General features: G+C 31.5%; 15 protein-coding genes. 7 read left to right on the top strand and 8 right to left on the bottom strand.

Translation table 11 applies throughout. The features are described from left to right. The first annotated feature begins 15 nt into the window (after positions 1–15). A complete protein-coding gene (locus A9601_RS11500; protein WP_041484517.1) occupies positions 16–1,158 on the top strand; it encodes an aldo/keto reductase in 1,143 nt (380 codons plus the stop codon). Here A9601_RS11500 and A9601_RS11495 read toward each other — a convergent pair. The 5 genes from A9601_RS11495 to topA are packed head-to-tail and all read right to left on the bottom strand — an operon-like array spanning position 1,147 to position 7,191. After that, the gene (locus A9601_RS11495) at positions 1,147–2,145 is read right to left on the bottom strand and encodes a hypothetical protein (protein ID WP_011817951.1); all 999 of its coding nucleotides are present in this window, start codon (positions 2,143–2,145) and stop codon (positions 1,147–1,149) included. The two genes, A9601_RS11500 and A9601_RS11495, sit on opposite strands and share 12 nt — an antisense overlap. Continuing rightward, the gene (cobT, locus tag A9601_RS11490) at positions 2,146–3,303 is read right to left on the bottom strand and encodes a nicotinate mononucleotide-dependent phosphoribosyltransferase CobT (RefSeq protein WP_011817950.1); all 1,158 of its coding nucleotides are present in this window, start codon (positions 3,301–3,303) and stop codon (positions 2,146–2,148) included. Between the two features lie 12 nt (positions 3,304–3,315). After that, positions 3,316–3,954 (bottom strand): DUF2232 domain-containing protein, encoded by a 639-nt coding sequence (locus A9601_RS11485; RefSeq protein WP_011817949.1) that lies wholly within the window; start codon positions 3,952–3,954, stop codon positions 3,316–3,318. Positions 3,955–3,974: 20 nt separating this feature from the next. Then, a complete protein-coding gene (locus tag A9601_RS11480) occupies positions 3,975–4,577 on the bottom strand; it encodes a hypothetical protein (protein ID WP_011817948.1) in 603 nt (200 codons plus the stop codon). Between the two features lie 7 nt (positions 4,578–4,584). Beyond that, the gene (gene topA / locus A9601_RS11475) at positions 4,585–7,191 is read right to left on the bottom strand and encodes a type I DNA topoisomerase (protein ID WP_011817947.1); all 2,607 of its coding nucleotides are present in this window, start codon (positions 7,189–7,191) and stop codon (positions 4,585–4,587) included. A gap of 175 nt (positions 7,192–7,366) precedes the next feature. Between topA and A9601_RS11470 the strand changes: the two genes are divergently transcribed. Next, positions 7,367–8,887, top strand: coding sequence for an NAD(P)H-quinone oxidoreductase subunit N (locus tag A9601_RS11470; RefSeq protein ID WP_011817946.1), 1,521 nt, complete (start codon positions 7,367–7,369; stop codon positions 8,885–8,887). 16 nt (positions 8,888–8,903) lie between these two features. Next, positions 8,904–9,590: an ABC transporter ATP-binding protein gene (locus A9601_RS11465; protein WP_011817945.1), complete on the top strand. Its 687-nt coding sequence runs from the start codon at positions 8,904–8,906 to the stop codon at positions 9,588–9,590. A gap of 2 nt (positions 9,591–9,592) precedes the next feature. Here the strand turns inward: A9601_RS11465 and A9601_RS11460 are convergent, their stop codons facing one another. Further along, entirely contained in the window at positions 9,593–10,342 is a 750-nt protein-coding gene (locus A9601_RS11460; RefSeq protein ID WP_011817944.1) for a biotin--[acetyl-CoA-carboxylase] ligase, read from the bottom strand. 75 nt (positions 10,343–10,417) lie between these two features. Here A9601_RS11460 and A9601_RS11455 point away from each other — a divergent pair, with 75 nt between their 5' ends. Further along, positions 10,418–10,903: a DUF721 domain-containing protein gene (locus A9601_RS11455; protein ID WP_011817943.1), complete on the top strand. Its 486-nt coding sequence runs from the start codon at positions 10,418–10,420 to the stop codon at positions 10,901–10,903. A 5-nt stretch (positions 10,904–10,908) separates the two neighbouring features. Here A9601_RS11455 and ubiE read toward each other — a convergent pair whose 3' ends face one another. Continuing rightward, the gene (gene ubiE / locus A9601_RS11450) at positions 10,909–11,610 is read right to left on the bottom strand and encodes a bifunctional demethylmenaquinone methyltransferase/2-methoxy-6-polyprenyl-1,4-benzoquinol methylase UbiE (RefSeq protein WP_011817942.1); all 702 of its coding nucleotides are present in this window, start codon (positions 11,608–11,610) and stop codon (positions 10,909–10,911) included. Positions 11,611–11,653: 43 nt separating this feature from the next. Further along, positions 11,654–12,424, bottom strand: a complete 771-nt coding sequence (gene hisF, locus A9601_RS11445; RefSeq protein ID WP_011817941.1) for an imidazole glycerol phosphate synthase subunit HisF — start codon at positions 12,422–12,424, stop codon at positions 11,654–11,656. A 59-nt stretch (positions 12,425–12,483) separates the two neighbouring features. Between hisF and petP the strand changes: the two genes are divergently transcribed. The 3 genes from petP to A9601_RS11430 are packed head-to-tail and all read left to right on the top strand — an operon-like array spanning position 12,484 to position 15,435. Beyond that, positions 12,484–12,708, top strand: coding sequence for a cytochrome b6f subunit PetP (petP, locus tag A9601_RS11440; RefSeq protein ID WP_011817940.1), 225 nt, complete (start codon positions 12,484–12,486; stop codon positions 12,706–12,708). A gap of 8 nt (positions 12,709–12,716) precedes the next feature. Continuing rightward, positions 12,717–13,664 (top strand): chlorophyll synthase ChlG, encoded by a 948-nt coding sequence (gene chlG, locus A9601_RS11435; RefSeq protein ID WP_011817939.1) that lies wholly within the window; start codon positions 12,717–12,719, stop codon positions 13,662–13,664. 1 nt (position 13,665) lies between these two features. Beyond that, positions 13,666–15,435, top strand: a complete 1,770-nt coding sequence (locus tag A9601_RS11430; RefSeq protein WP_011817938.1) for a transglycosylase domain-containing protein — start codon at positions 13,666–13,668, stop codon at positions 15,433–15,435. The last annotated feature ends 7 nt before the right edge of the window (positions 15,436–15,442 follow it).

The raw sequence follows: 15,442 nt of genomic DNA, 5'->3' as shown, positions 1-15,442 counted from the left end.
ATTAATCATATTTAGATGATTATTAATTCACAAAAAAGATCATTTGGGAAAGGGGCGAAAGTGAGCCTATTCACTTTAGGGACAATGCGAGGAACTGAAAGTCTTGAAAAAATGTATAGCATAATAAAAAATGCATATTATGTAGGAATTAATCACATAGAAACAGCACCCTCTTATGGTGATGCTGAATCACTTATTGGAAATTCAATAAAAAAATTAGCAATAGAAGAGAATATAAAAGAAAAAAATTGGGTAATTACTTCCAAAGTTTTACCAAAGGGTGATTTTGACTTTTTAAAAAATAATTTTAAAAAGTCTCTTAAAAATTTAAATCGCGAGAAAATTAATAATCTTGCAATTCACGGACTCAACTTAAAACAACATCTAGATTGGGCTCTTGTTGGAGAGGGTAAGAAATTCATATCTTGGATACTTGAAAAGGAACTAGTTGATCAAGTTGGTTTTAGTTCTCACGGAAGTTATTCACTAATTAAAGATGCAATTAACTGTGAAGTTTTTAATTTTTGTAGTCTTCACTTACATTATTTAGATCAATCTAAGATTTCTTTAGCGGAGGAAGCTATAAAAAAAGGTATGGGAGTTTTAGCAATATCACCTGCTGATAAAGGTGGTAAATTGTATTCTCCAAGTGATATTTTAATAGAGGCCTCTAAGCCTTTTCATCCATTAGAATTAGCGTATCGATTTCTGCTCGCAAAAGGCGTTACAACTTTATCCTTGGGGGCGGCAAACAAAAAAGATTTTGAATTTGCATATAAACTTAGAAATTCATTCGATAAGCTTACAAAACTTGAAAAAAGCGCCCTTAATAAAATTGAGGAAGTTTCTAATGAAAGATTAAACTCAACCAAATGTGAACAATGTAGATCTTGTCTTCCATGTCCAAATGAAGTGCCTATTCCAGAAATACTTCGTTTAAGAAATATATCTATTGGTTATGGCCAAATAGAATTTTCAAAAGAAAGATACAATTTAATAGGAAAAGCTGGCCACTGGTGGGAAGAAAAAAATTCCTCATTTTGTCAAGAATGTAATGAATGTGTTCCTAAATGTCCTAGTAAATTAGACATACCAAATTTATTAACGGAAGCCCATAACTTATTAACTGAAAATCCTACAAAAAGATTATGGGGATAAGGACTCATTCCAGATATTTTTAAGATTAATTTTTTGTTCATTTGTTAAAAGAGGGAAAGACCAACTATTTTCCCAACATTTCTCAGAAGGTCCTGAGATGGGGAACATTTCAGATTTATATTTACTTTGTAAATACTCACTATTGAATGGAAGATACCAGCCTTGGCTTACTAATTTATCTACTATTGATTTATTTTCTAAAGATTTAATCCATTTAATTAATATTGCATTATTAACATTTAATCGACTTAGTATAAAATGCCACATCAAAGGTACGCCTTGGCTTGGGAAAACTAAAGAAAGCCTTGGATCCATTTTTAAATATTTTGAACAAAGACTATAAGGAACTATTGCGACAATAGCATCAGAATTAATCAACCAATTGAGCATATTTTTATCATCAAATAACATTGCTTGGCTTTTGAGTTTTTTTAAAGTATTAGATGAATTAATTTTTTGAGCAATTGACAATATTATTCTGGGGCTTTGTGGAAAAATAATTTTTCCAGTTAATTTTTTAGAAAGAAGAAAATCCCAAGAAGTTCTTGCTGAATTTATTAATTCTTTATCATTTTTTATGATAATTGCATAGGGTACTACGCCAATAGGAAATAGTTTACCCCTCTGATTTTGATTAAAACTTCCCAAAAAATCCATCGATCTCTTATCCAAATTTTCGAACAATGCATATTCATTTATTTTTTCAAATTCTGAAAAATCTATATTAGAAATCCATCCATCATTTATTAAAGTAAAGTCCGAATTGACAATTGTGTTTCTATTTTCTTGTAGCCGATTATTTTCAAAATTAATTTTTTCCTGCTTCCAATCTTTTGGAATCGTATCTTTAAAAGATTCTGGATAAAAAGAATTTTGTAATGCAATTTTTACTTTATTAGGTAGATTACTGCAAGAGTTTAAGAAAAATAAAAGCGAAAGCTTACCACAATTTAAAAATTCTCTTCTGGTTGCAAATTTTGAAAACATTCAGCAATCCTTCTCTAAAGAAATTTGACCTAGGTCCTTCATCATTTCCAGATTTAGTTGACACAATGAAACTATTTCTTCATTTTTAAATCCATCTAAGAAAGCAAGCAATGATATTCCACCAGCACCTACACCTTCTTTTACATGACCTAATTCATAATCCCTCAATTCTTTGTATTTTGAAGATTTGAAATTTAAAGGACTGGCTAAACCTAATAATTTGACATCATATTTTTCATTAATTAGATTTACTAAATCATTTAGAGAATTATCTTTCACAAGCCACCCAGTTGTCGCAATAAAAACATCTTCAATAAATTCATCTTTGTGTTTTTCATCTAAAAATTCTAAGACAAGCAAAATGATCGCTAACATCTGACTTCCTCCAGACAATATTACAGGTTGTTTTGCTAACCTGGCACCAATTAATAGACCCATTGAGAAAGCTTGGAAAGGATCACCTACAGCCGCGACAACATCAAAAGAGTCAAAATTAGCCTTGAAATTTGCATTGAAAAGTCCTCTTTTAACTACTTTTCTTCTTAATTCTCTTGGAGCTTTAAATAAACTACTCCCTACTAAATTAGATACCTGTAAACCAAAAGCTTCCATTACTGCCTGAGCAGTTGTGGTGCCCCCCGGAACAGATTCAGAAATTAAAACTGGTTGTTGTAAGGATTTTCCTATGGCAAGACCTTTTTCATAGAGATTTAAAACTCTCTCTTTAGTCATCGATTTACCAGTAGTAAGACAATTTGATGGGCCCAAATTTCTATCTTCTACATCCAAATGATTAAAATAAGGCTTTGCTCCTATTCCCAAAGGGACAATAACTGGATAAATATTTATAAGCTTTGAACAAACATGACTGATTAGGGCCGGAGTTACTCCTGCATTGAGAAGAGGCAATTTATATTTATGATCTTTTGAAGCACCCTCAAGCAAAAATTCGGCATCTGCGAGCGCAGTTTTTCTCCTTGATTTTGCATTAATACCTGCTGCGGAAATTCCTGGAATTTGAGATGTATTAGTGCCAGCAATTATAAGAAATATTTTTAAATTTTTAATATTCTTTTTCAGTATTTCTATCTTATTAAGTTGTCTTTTTTTATTGGATTCATTACCAAAAAAATTTATCCCTAATTCTTTACTGTACATTCTTACTTTTTTTTAATTATTAAAATCAACTAAGCTATTTAATAATCTTGGAGGATCTGGGATGGTTAATTTAAATCTAGGAAAAAGACAATAGGCAACTACATGTACCGTTAAGACATAAACTATTTCTTGAAAAATTATTAATAAAATTGCACCAAATTGTATACTCAAAATTGAGGGATATAAAGGTAAATTAAATAATCCAATGAACTTTTCTATTAGACCATAACTCGCTCGAGTAATTAGGACCCAAAGATTATCTCCTACCAACGTAGATAATGCTATTACTCTTAGTAAGAAGCCAAGGGTTCCAATAACAACTCCCCCAGTTAAACTAAGTTTCCAACTCTTTTCTTTAAACCAACACCAACCTAACCAAAAAGCCAAGATACCATAAGGAAATAAAAATAAAGTTCCTCTAACAGGACCCATAATTATGAATAAAAGTAGAAATTGTATTAAAAGTCCTTCCAATGCAATTTTAGATCCTCTTCTCAAGTGCAACAAGATCATTGGGAGAGGCAAAATCAACCTTAATAAAGCTCCCCCAATTGGCAGATAATATAATGCAACCCATAATAAAGACGAAAGAGATGCTAAATAAGAGGTTTCGACAATATTTAATGCTTCAGTTTTTGATGTTATTTTCATTTTTTGTTGAATATTTTTAATTAATTTTTATTCATACTTTTATTTTTTGAATCTAAGATACGTTCAATCTTTTCTATTTCAAAATTTACCTCAGAATTACTCAATATGGAACTTAACTCTTCAGTTGGATCTTTTGGATCTACATCTTTTAAAATGAATATTATTTTGTAAGATTGAAGCTCAATTTTTCTTTTTTTTGAAAGATTCTTTATTTTTTTATTTTTTTTATCATCAAATTTTTTGTTTTCTTTTTCTAAATTTATATCATTTTTATTTTCTGGAACATTTTTTGGCTTTTCAACTTTTTTAATTTTTTTATTTTTTTTATCATCAAATTTTTTGTTTTCTTTTTCTAAATTTATATCATTTTTATTTTCTGGAACATTTTTTGGCTTTTCAACTTTTTTAATTTTTTTATTTTTTTTATCATCAAATTTTTTGTTTTCTTTTTCTAAATTTGTATCATTTTTATTTAATAATTTATTTTGTAAATCTTCATTTTTGCTTGTTTTTTCTAAATCATTAAAACTACTTTCAAGAAAATTTCCAATCCTCCCTCCAGAGCATGATTGCAAGAAAATTAAAAAAATTAATAAAAAAAGTTCTTTTTTTTTTAAAATCATATTTTTTCTAACTTTTCTTTTTCCTTGAAGTTTTTTTATTACTAATCTTTGTTTTCTTTAAAATTGCACCTTTTTTATCTTTTAGTTTTTCTTCTAAAAGAGATACTGCTTCATCTATGGTAAATTTTTCTATGTCAGTATCTTTGGCAATCGATACATTAGTTTTGCCACATTTTAAATAGACGCCATATCTTCCATTTAATATTTGAATTTTTTCTTTAAATTCTTTTGGTTTTCCAAAGTCTTTAAGTACCTCTTGACCACCTCTACCCATTTTTGGCATCGCAAGAATTTCTAATGCTCGTTTTATATCAACTCTAAAAACATCATCCTCTTTCTTTAAGGATCTGTTTTCAGATTCATTTTCATTTTTAATCCATTTGATATACGGGCCAAATCTTCCTCTATCAGCCTCAACAACTCCTCCTTCAGGATGAGCTCCTAACAATCTAGGCAAACTTAAAAGTACAAGAGCCTCATCTAGAGTTAGGTCATCAGTTTTCAACTCTTTGGGTAATGAGGCTCTCCTTGGTTTAGCTTTATCTTGATCATTATTTCCTAATTGAACGTAAGGTCCATAAGGACCAAATCTTAAAAAGACTTTTTCCCCGGTTTTTGGATCAGTTCCAAGATCCGATGGGCCACTTAAGATTTGATCAACTTGTTTAATGTCTAAATCACCAGGAGTAATATCCATTGGAAGATTACCTTTAGCCTGAATTTCATTTCCAGATTCATCAATTTTTGTACCCTCTAACCAAGGTCCGTTTGAGCCTATTCTGACTACGCAAGGAAGGTCTTCGAAATCAACTTGTCTATAAGCTTTACCATCAATATTACCCTCTGTTTTCTGAACCTTTATCTCCAAACCATTTTTACCTTTATAGAAAGTTTCGAGGTATGGTAGCCACTCAAGATTGCCTGAAGATATTTCATCCAATGAAGATTCCATTTTTGCAGTAAAAGTAGTATCAACCAGATCAGGAAAATGTTCTTCTAATAGAGCAGTAACAGCAAAAGCTGTAAACGTTGGAGCCAAAGTATTGGAAGATATATTCGCATAACCTCTATCAACTATGGTCCCAATAATGCTGGCATAGGTAGAGGGTCTTCCAATCCCTTCTTTTTCAAGAACTTTAACTAATGCAGCCTCTGTATATCTTGCAGGAGGCTTAGTTTCATGAAAAGTAGATTCCTTACTAGTAACTTCAAGACATGTTCCAGTTGTTAAGTTTGGGAGAATAATTTCTTGTTGTTCAAGGGATGAACTTGGATCATCACTTCCCTCGACATAAGCTCTGAAGAATCCTGGGAAATCAATACTTTTCCCGCTCGATTTAAATAATCCATACCCTACGCTAATTTCAGCATTAATCATTGTTAACCTAGCTTCCGCCATTTGACTAGCTACAGTTCTTTTCCAAATTAAATCGTAAAGTGATAAGTCTCTACCAGTTAAATTAGTTTCCTTTGGTGTTTTAAATACCTCACCTGCAGGCCTAATAGCTTCGTGTGCTTCTTGAGCATTTCTTGCAGTTGAATTAAATTGTCTTGGTGAGTTAGATAAATATTCTTTCCCATACATAGAACTGACACATTCTCTAGCAGCTCTTGTGGCTTGTTCGGAGAGATGAACTGAATCAGTTCTCATATATGTTATGAAACCTCTCTCATATAGCCCTTGTGCACATCTCATAGTTTCTCTTGAAGACAAACGAAGCTTCCTATTTGCTTCTTGTTGTAATGTGCTTGTTGTAAATGGAGGAACTGGCTTACGAGTGGATGGCTTTTTTTCGATTTTTGAGACTAACCAATCCTCAGAGGAAAAAGTATTCAATAAATCATTTACTTGTTCTTCTCCAATTATTAAAGATTTGTTTCCTTCTTTTAATTTACCGGTTTGTTCGTCGAAATCGGAACCGTTACAAATTCTTTGACCTTTTAAACTGAATAATTTAGTTTCGAAAGTAATATTATCTTTTACTAAGGAAGCTTTAATCCCCCAGTAACTAGCTTTTTTAAAGGATCTTCTTTCTCTCTCTCTCCTAACAAGAAGTCTTACAGAAACAGATTGAACACGACCAGCAGATAGTCGGGGGGCTACCTTCTTCCAAAGTAAAGGAGATAATTCATATCCAAAAAGCCTGTCTAGGATTCTTCTTGTTTCTTGAGCCTGAACAAGTTCCATATCAATTTCTCTTGTTTGATCTAAAGCTTTATTAATTGCCTTTTTTGTGATTTCATGAAAAACCATTCTCTTAGTTGGTATTTTAGGCTTAAGAATTTGCAGGAGATGCCAGCTAATACTCTCTCCCTCTCTATCTTCATCAGTTGCAAGTAATAGCTGGGTCGCACCTTTCAATGCATCTTTTAACTCTTTAACAACCTTTTTCTTATCTTTTGGAACTATATAAAGTGGTTCAAAATCTTCTGTTGTATTAACTCCTATCCTTGACCATTTTTCCTTTTTAACCGAAGCAGGTATTTCAGCAGCTCCTTTTGGAAGATCTCTTACATGTCCCATTGAAGCGAGAACTTCATAATTAGATGGCAAAAACTTTCTTATAGTTTTTGCTTTGGTGGGACTTTCAACAATAACAAGTGTGTGATCCAAGGTTTATTTTAAAAATTGGTGTTTTTGTTCAGTTAGGGCATATTATGATTATTTGAAGCTTTTTCAAGTAATTTCTTCTGAAAATTTCAAAAATCATACCCACAAATTATAATCAAGTTAAGATTAACTCCTAGACTCTTACAATCAAACTTCTAATTTAATCCAATTTAATAAAGTGCCCAACGAAATCTTTACAATTAATTTAAATGCTCAAGCCATTATTCCAGAGGCTTTTATTTTACTAGGTATTGTTGGAACACTTCTTGTAGATTTAGCTGGAGAAAAAACTGCATCGAAGTGGGCACCAATAATTTGCTATTTGTCAATCGGAAGCTCTCTTGTTAGCTTGGCATTGCAGTGGAGTAATCCGGTAGAAAACGCATTCCTTGGATCCTTTAATTCAGATAATTTGGCAATCGCATTTAGAGCAATAATTTCTTTATCAACCTTGATTTCTTTACTTATAAGTTGGCGGTATACAGAACAAAGTGGAAGCCCAATTGGAGAGTTTGCTGCGATAGTTCTTTCAGCCACACTTGGAGCAATGCTTTTATGTGGATCTACTGACCTTATTAGTGTATTTATTTCTCTTGAAACTTTATCTGTAGCAAGCTACTTACTTTCTGGCTACCTCAAGAGAGATCCAAGAAGTTCAGAAGCGGCCTTAAAATACCTCCTTGTCGGATCAGCTGCTGCTGCTGTCTATTTGTATGGATCCTCTTTTCTTTATGGATTAAGTGGTTCAACAAACTTAGCGACAATAGGTTTAGAGATTATCAATAAGCCATCCTTCATAACTTCACTAGCACTTGTATTTGTCTTATCAACAGTTGCATTTAAAATTGCTGCTGTTCCCTTTCATCAATGGACTCCTGACGTATATGAGGGTTCACCTACTCCTGTAGTAGCTTTTTTATCTGTTGGTTCAAAAACAGCGGGCTTTGCATTTGCGATAAGAATATTAAGCACAACTTTCTCTTCTTTTGACGAAGAATGGAAACTTTTATTTACCATTTTGGCAATATTGAGCATGGCTCTAGGAAATGTTGTAGCTCTAGCTCAAACCTCAATGAAAAGGATGCTAGCTTACAGTTCTATTGGACAAGCAGGATTTGTAATGATTGGAATAGTATCTGGCACACAAGATGGTTTATCAGCTGCTGTTTTATATTTGGCTGCATATTTATTTATGAATTTGGGTGCATTTTCTTGTGTAATACTTTTCTCACTAAGAACTGGTTCTGACAGAATTCTTGATTACTCAGGACTTTACCAAAAAGATCCTCTCATTACATTAGGCTTAAGCCTTTGTCTTCTATCACTTGGAGGTTTACCTCCAATGTTGGGATTTTTTGGAAAAATATACTTGTTCTTTGCAGGTTGGGCCAATCATCAATATCTACTAGTTATTGTTGGATTAGTAACTTCAGTTATATCTATTTATTACTACATTTCAGTGATAAAAATGATGGTAGTTAAAGAACCACAGGAAGCTTCTGAAATAGTCAAATCATATCCTGAAATTAATTGGGGAATTGAAGGATTACCTCCCTTGAGAATTGCACTTTACACTTGCGTAGCGGTAACTGCTCTTGGAGGAATCCTATCTAATCCTCTTTTTAAATTAGCCAATACAGCAGTTTCAGAAACTCCTTTTTTACAAGATATTATTGCTATAGCAAACAATATTTCCTAGAAAAATTCTTCAATAAATGTCTAAGAAAGTCGCTAGTTTAGAAAATATATCTAAAACATATGGTAAAGAGGATCTAACTGTCAAAGCCTTAGACAGCATAAATTTAGAAATTTATAAAGGTGATTATCTAGCGGTAATGGGAGCAAGTGGCTCAGGCAAAAGTACAGCTATGAATATTATTGGATGTCTAGATAGACCATCTGAAGGTATTTATAAATTAAATGGTTTTCCTGTTGAGAATTTATCTGATGATGAGCTCGCGGAAATACGTAACCAAAAATTAGGCTTCGTTTTTCAACAATTTCATCTTCTTTCAGACGCAACTGCGCTTGAAAACGTAATTTTGCCCATGATTTATGCTGGCATTGAGCCTGAGCAAAGATTAGTGCGAGGTAAGAATGCCCTAAAAAAAGTTGGCCTTTCAGAAAGAATGAATAATCGCCCAAACCAATTATCCGGAGGTCAACAACAACGAGTTGCTATTGCGAGGGCTATTATCAATAACCCAGCAATTTTGTTAGCAGACGAACCTACTGGAGCACTTGATTCAAAAACCACTGAAGATGTGTTAGATCTTTTTGACAAACTGCATGAATCTGGAATAACTATAGTTTTGGTTACGCATGAAGATGAAGTTGCAAATCGCGCAAAAAAAATAGCCAAATTTAAGGATGGAAGAATAGTCGAATTAAAAGTTAATTAAATTCAAAACCTTCTAATTACCTTCAGTTGAGTTTCATTTTCAATTCTTAAATTTCCATTCGAATCAATATCTTTAATTTTCCATGAATCAGGACAATAACCACTAGGTAAAAAACTTTTAGTAAGAAACTTATTTGCAGATTTAATCACATATTCTTTTTTCTTATTACATTCAATTGAGTCATAAAAGGCTTTAAGAACTTTGGCTGTCCAATAATATTGATTAATATTCTTAGTTTGAAGTACTTTTGATAATGAAATACCTTCTGATGGGGTGTAATTTAAAACATTCATGCCAAGTCCTAATCTTACATAGATAATTTTTTTGCCTCTTGTTATCACCCTTGGTAAAAATCCAATCAACTTTTTTGAACCAAAAAAAATATCATTTGGCCATTTCAAACAAACATTTATATTCTCTTGTCTAAGCATTTCACATAGCTTAATACCTAATGACAAATTAAATATTTGATATTCAAATTCTTTTAAAAATATTGGGTAAGCTGCACTTAACCAAATCCCGCCTTTTGGAGAAACCCAAGTTTTTGAATTTTGGCCAACTCCTGAGAATTGTTCTCTTGCGATTATCGCTACTGGGTGGTTTTTCTTGATTTCAGAATATTCAAGCAAGTTTGTTAGCTCATTTTCGGTACTTTTACATTTTATTTTGTAATGAAGTGTCCAGGTTGGATATTGACCCTGAATTTTTTTTAAATAAAAAACTGTTTTAGCTGCAGGTCCAATAACTTTCACAAATTCTTTATTAAAACAACGAGCATCTTTTTAAAGATTAGATTAACTTTAGTCTTAATAAGTAAATTTTACAAATTGGACAAAAAGTATTTGCCAATAGTGAATAGAAGGAATCCACATCCATTAAAAAATTGTCTTGATAATTTCAAAAAATCCTGCGGAGACTTAGATCAACTCACTAAAATCAATAAAAACTGGAAGAACTTAATCGGCTTAGAACTATTTCAAGAATGTAAACCATTAAATATTGAAAAAAAAATACTTACTATCGCAGTAAATCATCCACAGTGGCGCCAAGCTTTAATCTATTACAAGCATAAATTGAAAGAGAGAATAGAGAAAATTGGAATAACTTTGAATGAAATAAAAATAATACAAAATTATGAAATTAAAAATAAAAACATCAAAGCTACTAATGCAAAGATAGTCTGGGCAAAGCATCCAAGCAGAATCAATCAAAATAATATGTGCATTTGTCCTCTTTGTAATTCACCTACTCCTGACGGCGAAATCAAAAGATGGGGAAAGTGTTCTTTTTGTTGGAGAAAAATAAAAAACTAAATTCTTTATTTAGTTAAAATTAATATTCCCATTTGCCCTCCCAAAATAGTCCTATATTCAGCTTTTTTAAATCCAACTTCCTTAGCAATATTTATAAGTTCATTTTTCTTTGGAAAATTACTAATACTTTTTTCAATATATGCGTATTCTGGACCTAAATTAAAAAGCCGCGAAATGGTTACTACGATTAATCTCAAATAAATTTTCTGAAAAATATTGGATAAAGAATTTCTTGTTGAGTGATTAAAATCCAAAAATCCTGCTCTTCCCTTATCCTTCAAAAGATCAAAAACTTTTTTTATTCCTTCTTCAACATTATTCAAGTTTCTTAGTCCATATGACATACAAATCCCATCAAAATTTTTTGAATAATCATTAATTTCTAATACATCTTTAATTTCCCACTTAATAAATTTATTTTTTTTAAGCTCTGATTTTTTCTTCGCAATATTTAAAATATCTTCTGCACTGTCAATCCCAGTAATTGAACCACTTGGACTAACCCTCTCAGAAATTAAGAATGCTAAATCGCCAGTTCCACAGCATAAATCAGCCCAATTTTCACCATTTAAAGGTTCCAATAAATTAACCAATTTCCTTTTCCATAATCTGTGCAGCCCAAAACTTAATAGATTATTTAAAAAGTCATATTTATAGGAAATTTTATTAAATATATTTTTGACTTCGATAGTTTTTGTAAATTTCATTTTTAAATTTTTAACTTATTTTTTTGGGATTTAATTAAAATTTTTATTCATATGGTCTAATTGAGAGTTTTTTTTCGAGGAGGAAAGTTTTTATTTCTTTTAAAGTAAGTTTCTTATCATGAAGTAATGATGCTAAAAGTGCTGCTGATGCCCTGCCTTCTTTGAAAACATCAAAGATATCTTCTAGAGAGCCTGCTCCTCCAGAAGCAATTACTGGGATATCAACAATATTTGCAACAGATTCGGTCAGATTCAAATCATATCCATTCTGTGTTCCATCACCATCCATTGAAGTAAGCAATATTTCCCCCGCGCCTAACTCCTCAACTTTCTTTGCCCAACTTAATACATCTATACCAGTATTTTCTCGCCCTCCTTTTACATATACCTCCCACTCACCAAACTTATTAACTTTTCTTCGAGCATCAATTGCTATCACAATACATTGATTGCCAAATTCTCTAGAACTTTTAGAAATTAAATCTGGATTTCTAACTGCAGAAGAATTCAAACTTACTTTATCCGCTCCAGCTCTTAAAAGATCATTAATTGAAGAAACAGAATCTATTCCTCCACCTACTGTAAATGGGATTTTTACTGATTTTGCGGTCCTAGAGACAAGGTCAACTAATGTATTTCTATTTTCTACACTAGCTCTAATATCTAAGAATACTAATTCATCTGCTCCCTCATCAGAATACCTACAAGCCAATTCAACAGGATCGCCTGAGTCTCTCAAATTAACAAAATTTACACCTTTAACCACTCTGCCATGGGCGACATCTAAACAAGGAATTAAACGAAGAGCTACCATTTTAGTAAAAATTGTCCAAATGCTGTTAATCTTGCATAATAGCTTCCATTTTACCTCTTATGGCTGAAACAAAATTATTACCCAAAATCGGTAGTAAAATCAAAATTAACATTAACAAAGTAAAAGATAGACTACCAGCTAAATTAATCGATCAAATATCCTCGAGTCCTAAAGCCGTAATAACTGGCTATAAAATGACAGACGGCAGAAGTATTGGAATCACCGCAAAATTTCAGAATGGTGAGCAAAATTGGTTTTTCCCAGAAGAAATTGAGAAAGGTTAAAGAATAAAGTGAATGATCCAAAACAACTATTAGGAATTAAGGGTGCCTCTGAAACATCAAGTATATGGAAACTCCGTATACAGTTAATGAAACCCATAACGTGGATCCCTTTGATATGGGGAGTTATTTGTGGAGCAGCTGCAAGTGGGAATTTTGAATGGACATTTAGTAATGTACTAGCTTCATTAGCATGTATGTTGATGAGTGGACCGCTTCTGGCTGGTTATACCCAAACTATAAATGATTTTTTTGATAAAGAAATTGATGCAATTAATGAACCAAATAGACCAATTCCTTCTGGGAAAATATCAATTAAAGATGTAAAAATACAAATCTGGGTATTACTTATAGCGGGTTTAATAGTTGCTTTTCTATTAGATTTATATGCTAAGCACAGCTTCCCTTCCGTCTTACTTTTAGCATTAGGAGGTTCCTTTGTTAGTTATATATATTCTGCTCCACCACTCAAATTAAAACAGAATGGTTGGCTTGGAAATTATGCATTAGGAGCATCTTATATAGCTTTACCTTGGTGGGCAGGACAAGCCTTGTTTGGGAAATTAACAATCGTGACGGCGATACTAACACTTGCTTATAGCCTCTCAGGACTTGGAATTGCTGTTATTAATGATTTCAAAAGTGTTGAAGGAGACTCAAAGCTAGGCTTAAATTCTCTACCAGTAGTATTTGGAATTAAAAATGCAAGTAGAATAAGTGCAGGACTGATTGATATTTTTCAATTAGCAATGGTTGTAGTATTAGTCATTATTGGTCAACATTTAGCCTCTGTAATTTTGGTTTTATTGGTAATTCCACAAATTACATTTCAAGATATGTGGTTACTGAGAGATCCTCTAAAGTTTGATGTCAAATATCAAGCAAGTGCCCAACCGTTCCTTATAACTGGGATGTTAGTTACAGCTTTAGCGATAGGACATAGTTTTTTAGTTGCTTAAGGTGCAAAAGATTAAATTCAAATCTTTTGTTTTAATAATTCCAATATTAATTTTTTCTGGAATATCTTTTTATTTTTTTAGTCTAATATTTAATATCTTAAAATTTGACGTTTCTAAAAATAAAAAGTCTCAGGAAACCAAATATTCTTACGTAATATCATCTTCTGATAATAAGATACTAAGTAAATTAAGCCGCAAATTTGAAATAGATAATAGTTATGATAAAATTCCATTTTTTCTTAAACATTCTTTTATATCTTCCGAGGATAAAAGATTTTATAAACATAATGGAATAGATTTAAAAAGTATTTCACGTGCCCTTATTCAAAATTTTAGAAGTGGTTATGTTAAAGAGGGAGGAAGTACGATTACACAACAAGTTTCTAGATTACTTTTTCTAAATAATGATTTAAGTTTTCAAAGAAAAATCAAAGAAATATTGATATCACTCATACTTGAATTTAGATATAACAAAAATCAAATTTTAAAATTATATTTAAACAATATTTATCTAGGATCAGGAGCATACGGGGTAAACGAGGCTGCCCAAGTTTATTTTGGAAAATTTGTAGAAGAATTGACATTATCAGAGATCGCATTAATTGCAGGATTAGCTCCAGCTCCATCAATTTATTCACCTTATCAAAATTTAGAACTAGCTATTAAAAATAGAAATAAAGTTCTTGAATCAATGTATGTTGATGGATATATTTCTCTTGCAAATAAGGATAAGGCTATTAAAGAAAAAATAGATTTAAATTATCAAAAAGCTGATAATTTTTTAGATGATAAATTACTAATAAAATTTATTCTTCAGGAAACAGATAAAAAAATTGGAAGTAAAAATGATTATAAGTTTTTAAGAATTAAATCTTCTATCAACAAAGATTGGCAAGAAAAAGGTCAAAAAATATCAACATACGCAGGGCCTAAAGAACTTGAATTTGGTCTGTTATCTATCGAATCAAACACAGGACTAATCAGGACAATGATAACCAGCAAAAATCCATCAATTAATGAATACAATAGAGTGATTTCATCTGTAAGACCTTTAGGTTCTACTTTTAAAATAATCCCTTATGCTGCTGCATTAATAGAAGGAACAAAATTAAGCGATAAATTTGAAGACTTACCAATATGCTGGGAAAGTTATTGCCCAAAAAATTTTTCAGAAGACTATAGAGGTTCAATATCTTTGATTGAATCATTTAAAAGTTCATCAAATATCGTTCCAATATCAATAACAAAAACAATCGGCTTAAAAAATATAATTAATTTAGCGAATTCATTTGGACTTGGTTACGAGCAAGAGTTTGAGGAATTCCCATCATTAGCTATTGGCGCCTACGGAGATAATCTTTTAAACATCACAAATGCATATTCTGCAATAAACAATAATGGGAAAATTCAAAGCACTGAAATCATAGAAAAAATAGAATCATTTAAAAAACAACCTATTTGGGAAAATAAATCTATTTCCAAGAAAATATTAGATTTAAAAATAAACAAGAAAATAAATAAACTTCTTGAAAAATCTGTAAAAGAAGGCACTTCAAAAGCAGCCTCTATAAAAGGAAATAAAATTTATGGGAAAACAGGAACATCTGATGGGAATAAAGATCTCTGGTTTATTGGTTCCATTGATAACCTTACAACAGGGATCTGGATAGGTTATGACGATAACAAGGAAACTGAATTATCTAGTGGGAATGCAGCTTATTTATGGAAGAAGTTCATATCTGAAATTTATAAAATTCAAATTAAAAAATAAATTATAT

The sequence above is a fragment of the Prochlorococcus marinus str. AS9601 genome (assembly GCF_000015645.1).
Taxonomy (GTDB): Bacteria; Cyanobacteriota; Cyanobacteriia; order PCC-6307; family Cyanobiaceae; genus Prochlorococcus_A; species Prochlorococcus_A marinus_O.
Note: the sequence above shows the minus strand (reverse complement) of the source record. Positions and strands in the feature narration are given on the sequence as shown.

Excerpts from the sequence above, each read along its gene's own strand:
- A9601_RS11500 (WP_041484517.1), top strand. The coding sequence starts at position 16 with ATGATTATTAATTCACAAAAAAGATCATTTGGGAAAGGGGCGAAAGTG.
- A9601_RS11495 (WP_011817951.1), bottom strand. The coding sequence starts at position 2,145 with ATGTTTTCAAAATTTGCAACCAGAAGAGAATTTTTAAATTGTGGTAAG.
- cobT (WP_011817950.1), bottom strand. The coding sequence starts at position 3,303 with ATGTACAGTAAAGAATTAGGGATAAATTTTTTTGGTAATGAATCCAAT.
- A9601_RS11485 (WP_011817949.1), bottom strand. The coding sequence starts at position 3,954 with ATGAAAATAACATCAAAAACTGAAGCATTAAATATTGTCGAAACCTCT.
- A9601_RS11480 (WP_011817948.1), bottom strand. The coding sequence starts at position 4,577 with ATGATTTTAAAAAAAAAAGAACTTTTTTTATTAATTTTTTTAATTTTC.
- A9601_RS11465 (WP_011817945.1), top strand. The coding sequence starts at position 8,904 with ATGTCTAAGAAAGTCGCTAGTTTAGAAAATATATCTAAAACATATGGT.
- ubiE (WP_011817942.1), bottom strand. The coding sequence starts at position 11,610 with ATGAAATTTACAAAAACTATCGAAGTCAAAAATATATTTAATAAAATT.
- hisF (WP_011817941.1), bottom strand. The coding sequence starts at position 12,424 with ATGGTAGCTCTTCGTTTAATTCCTTGTTTAGATGTCGCCCATGGCAGA.
- petP (WP_011817940.1), top strand. The coding sequence starts at position 12,484 with ATGGCTGAAACAAAATTATTACCCAAAATCGGTAGTAAAATCAAAATT.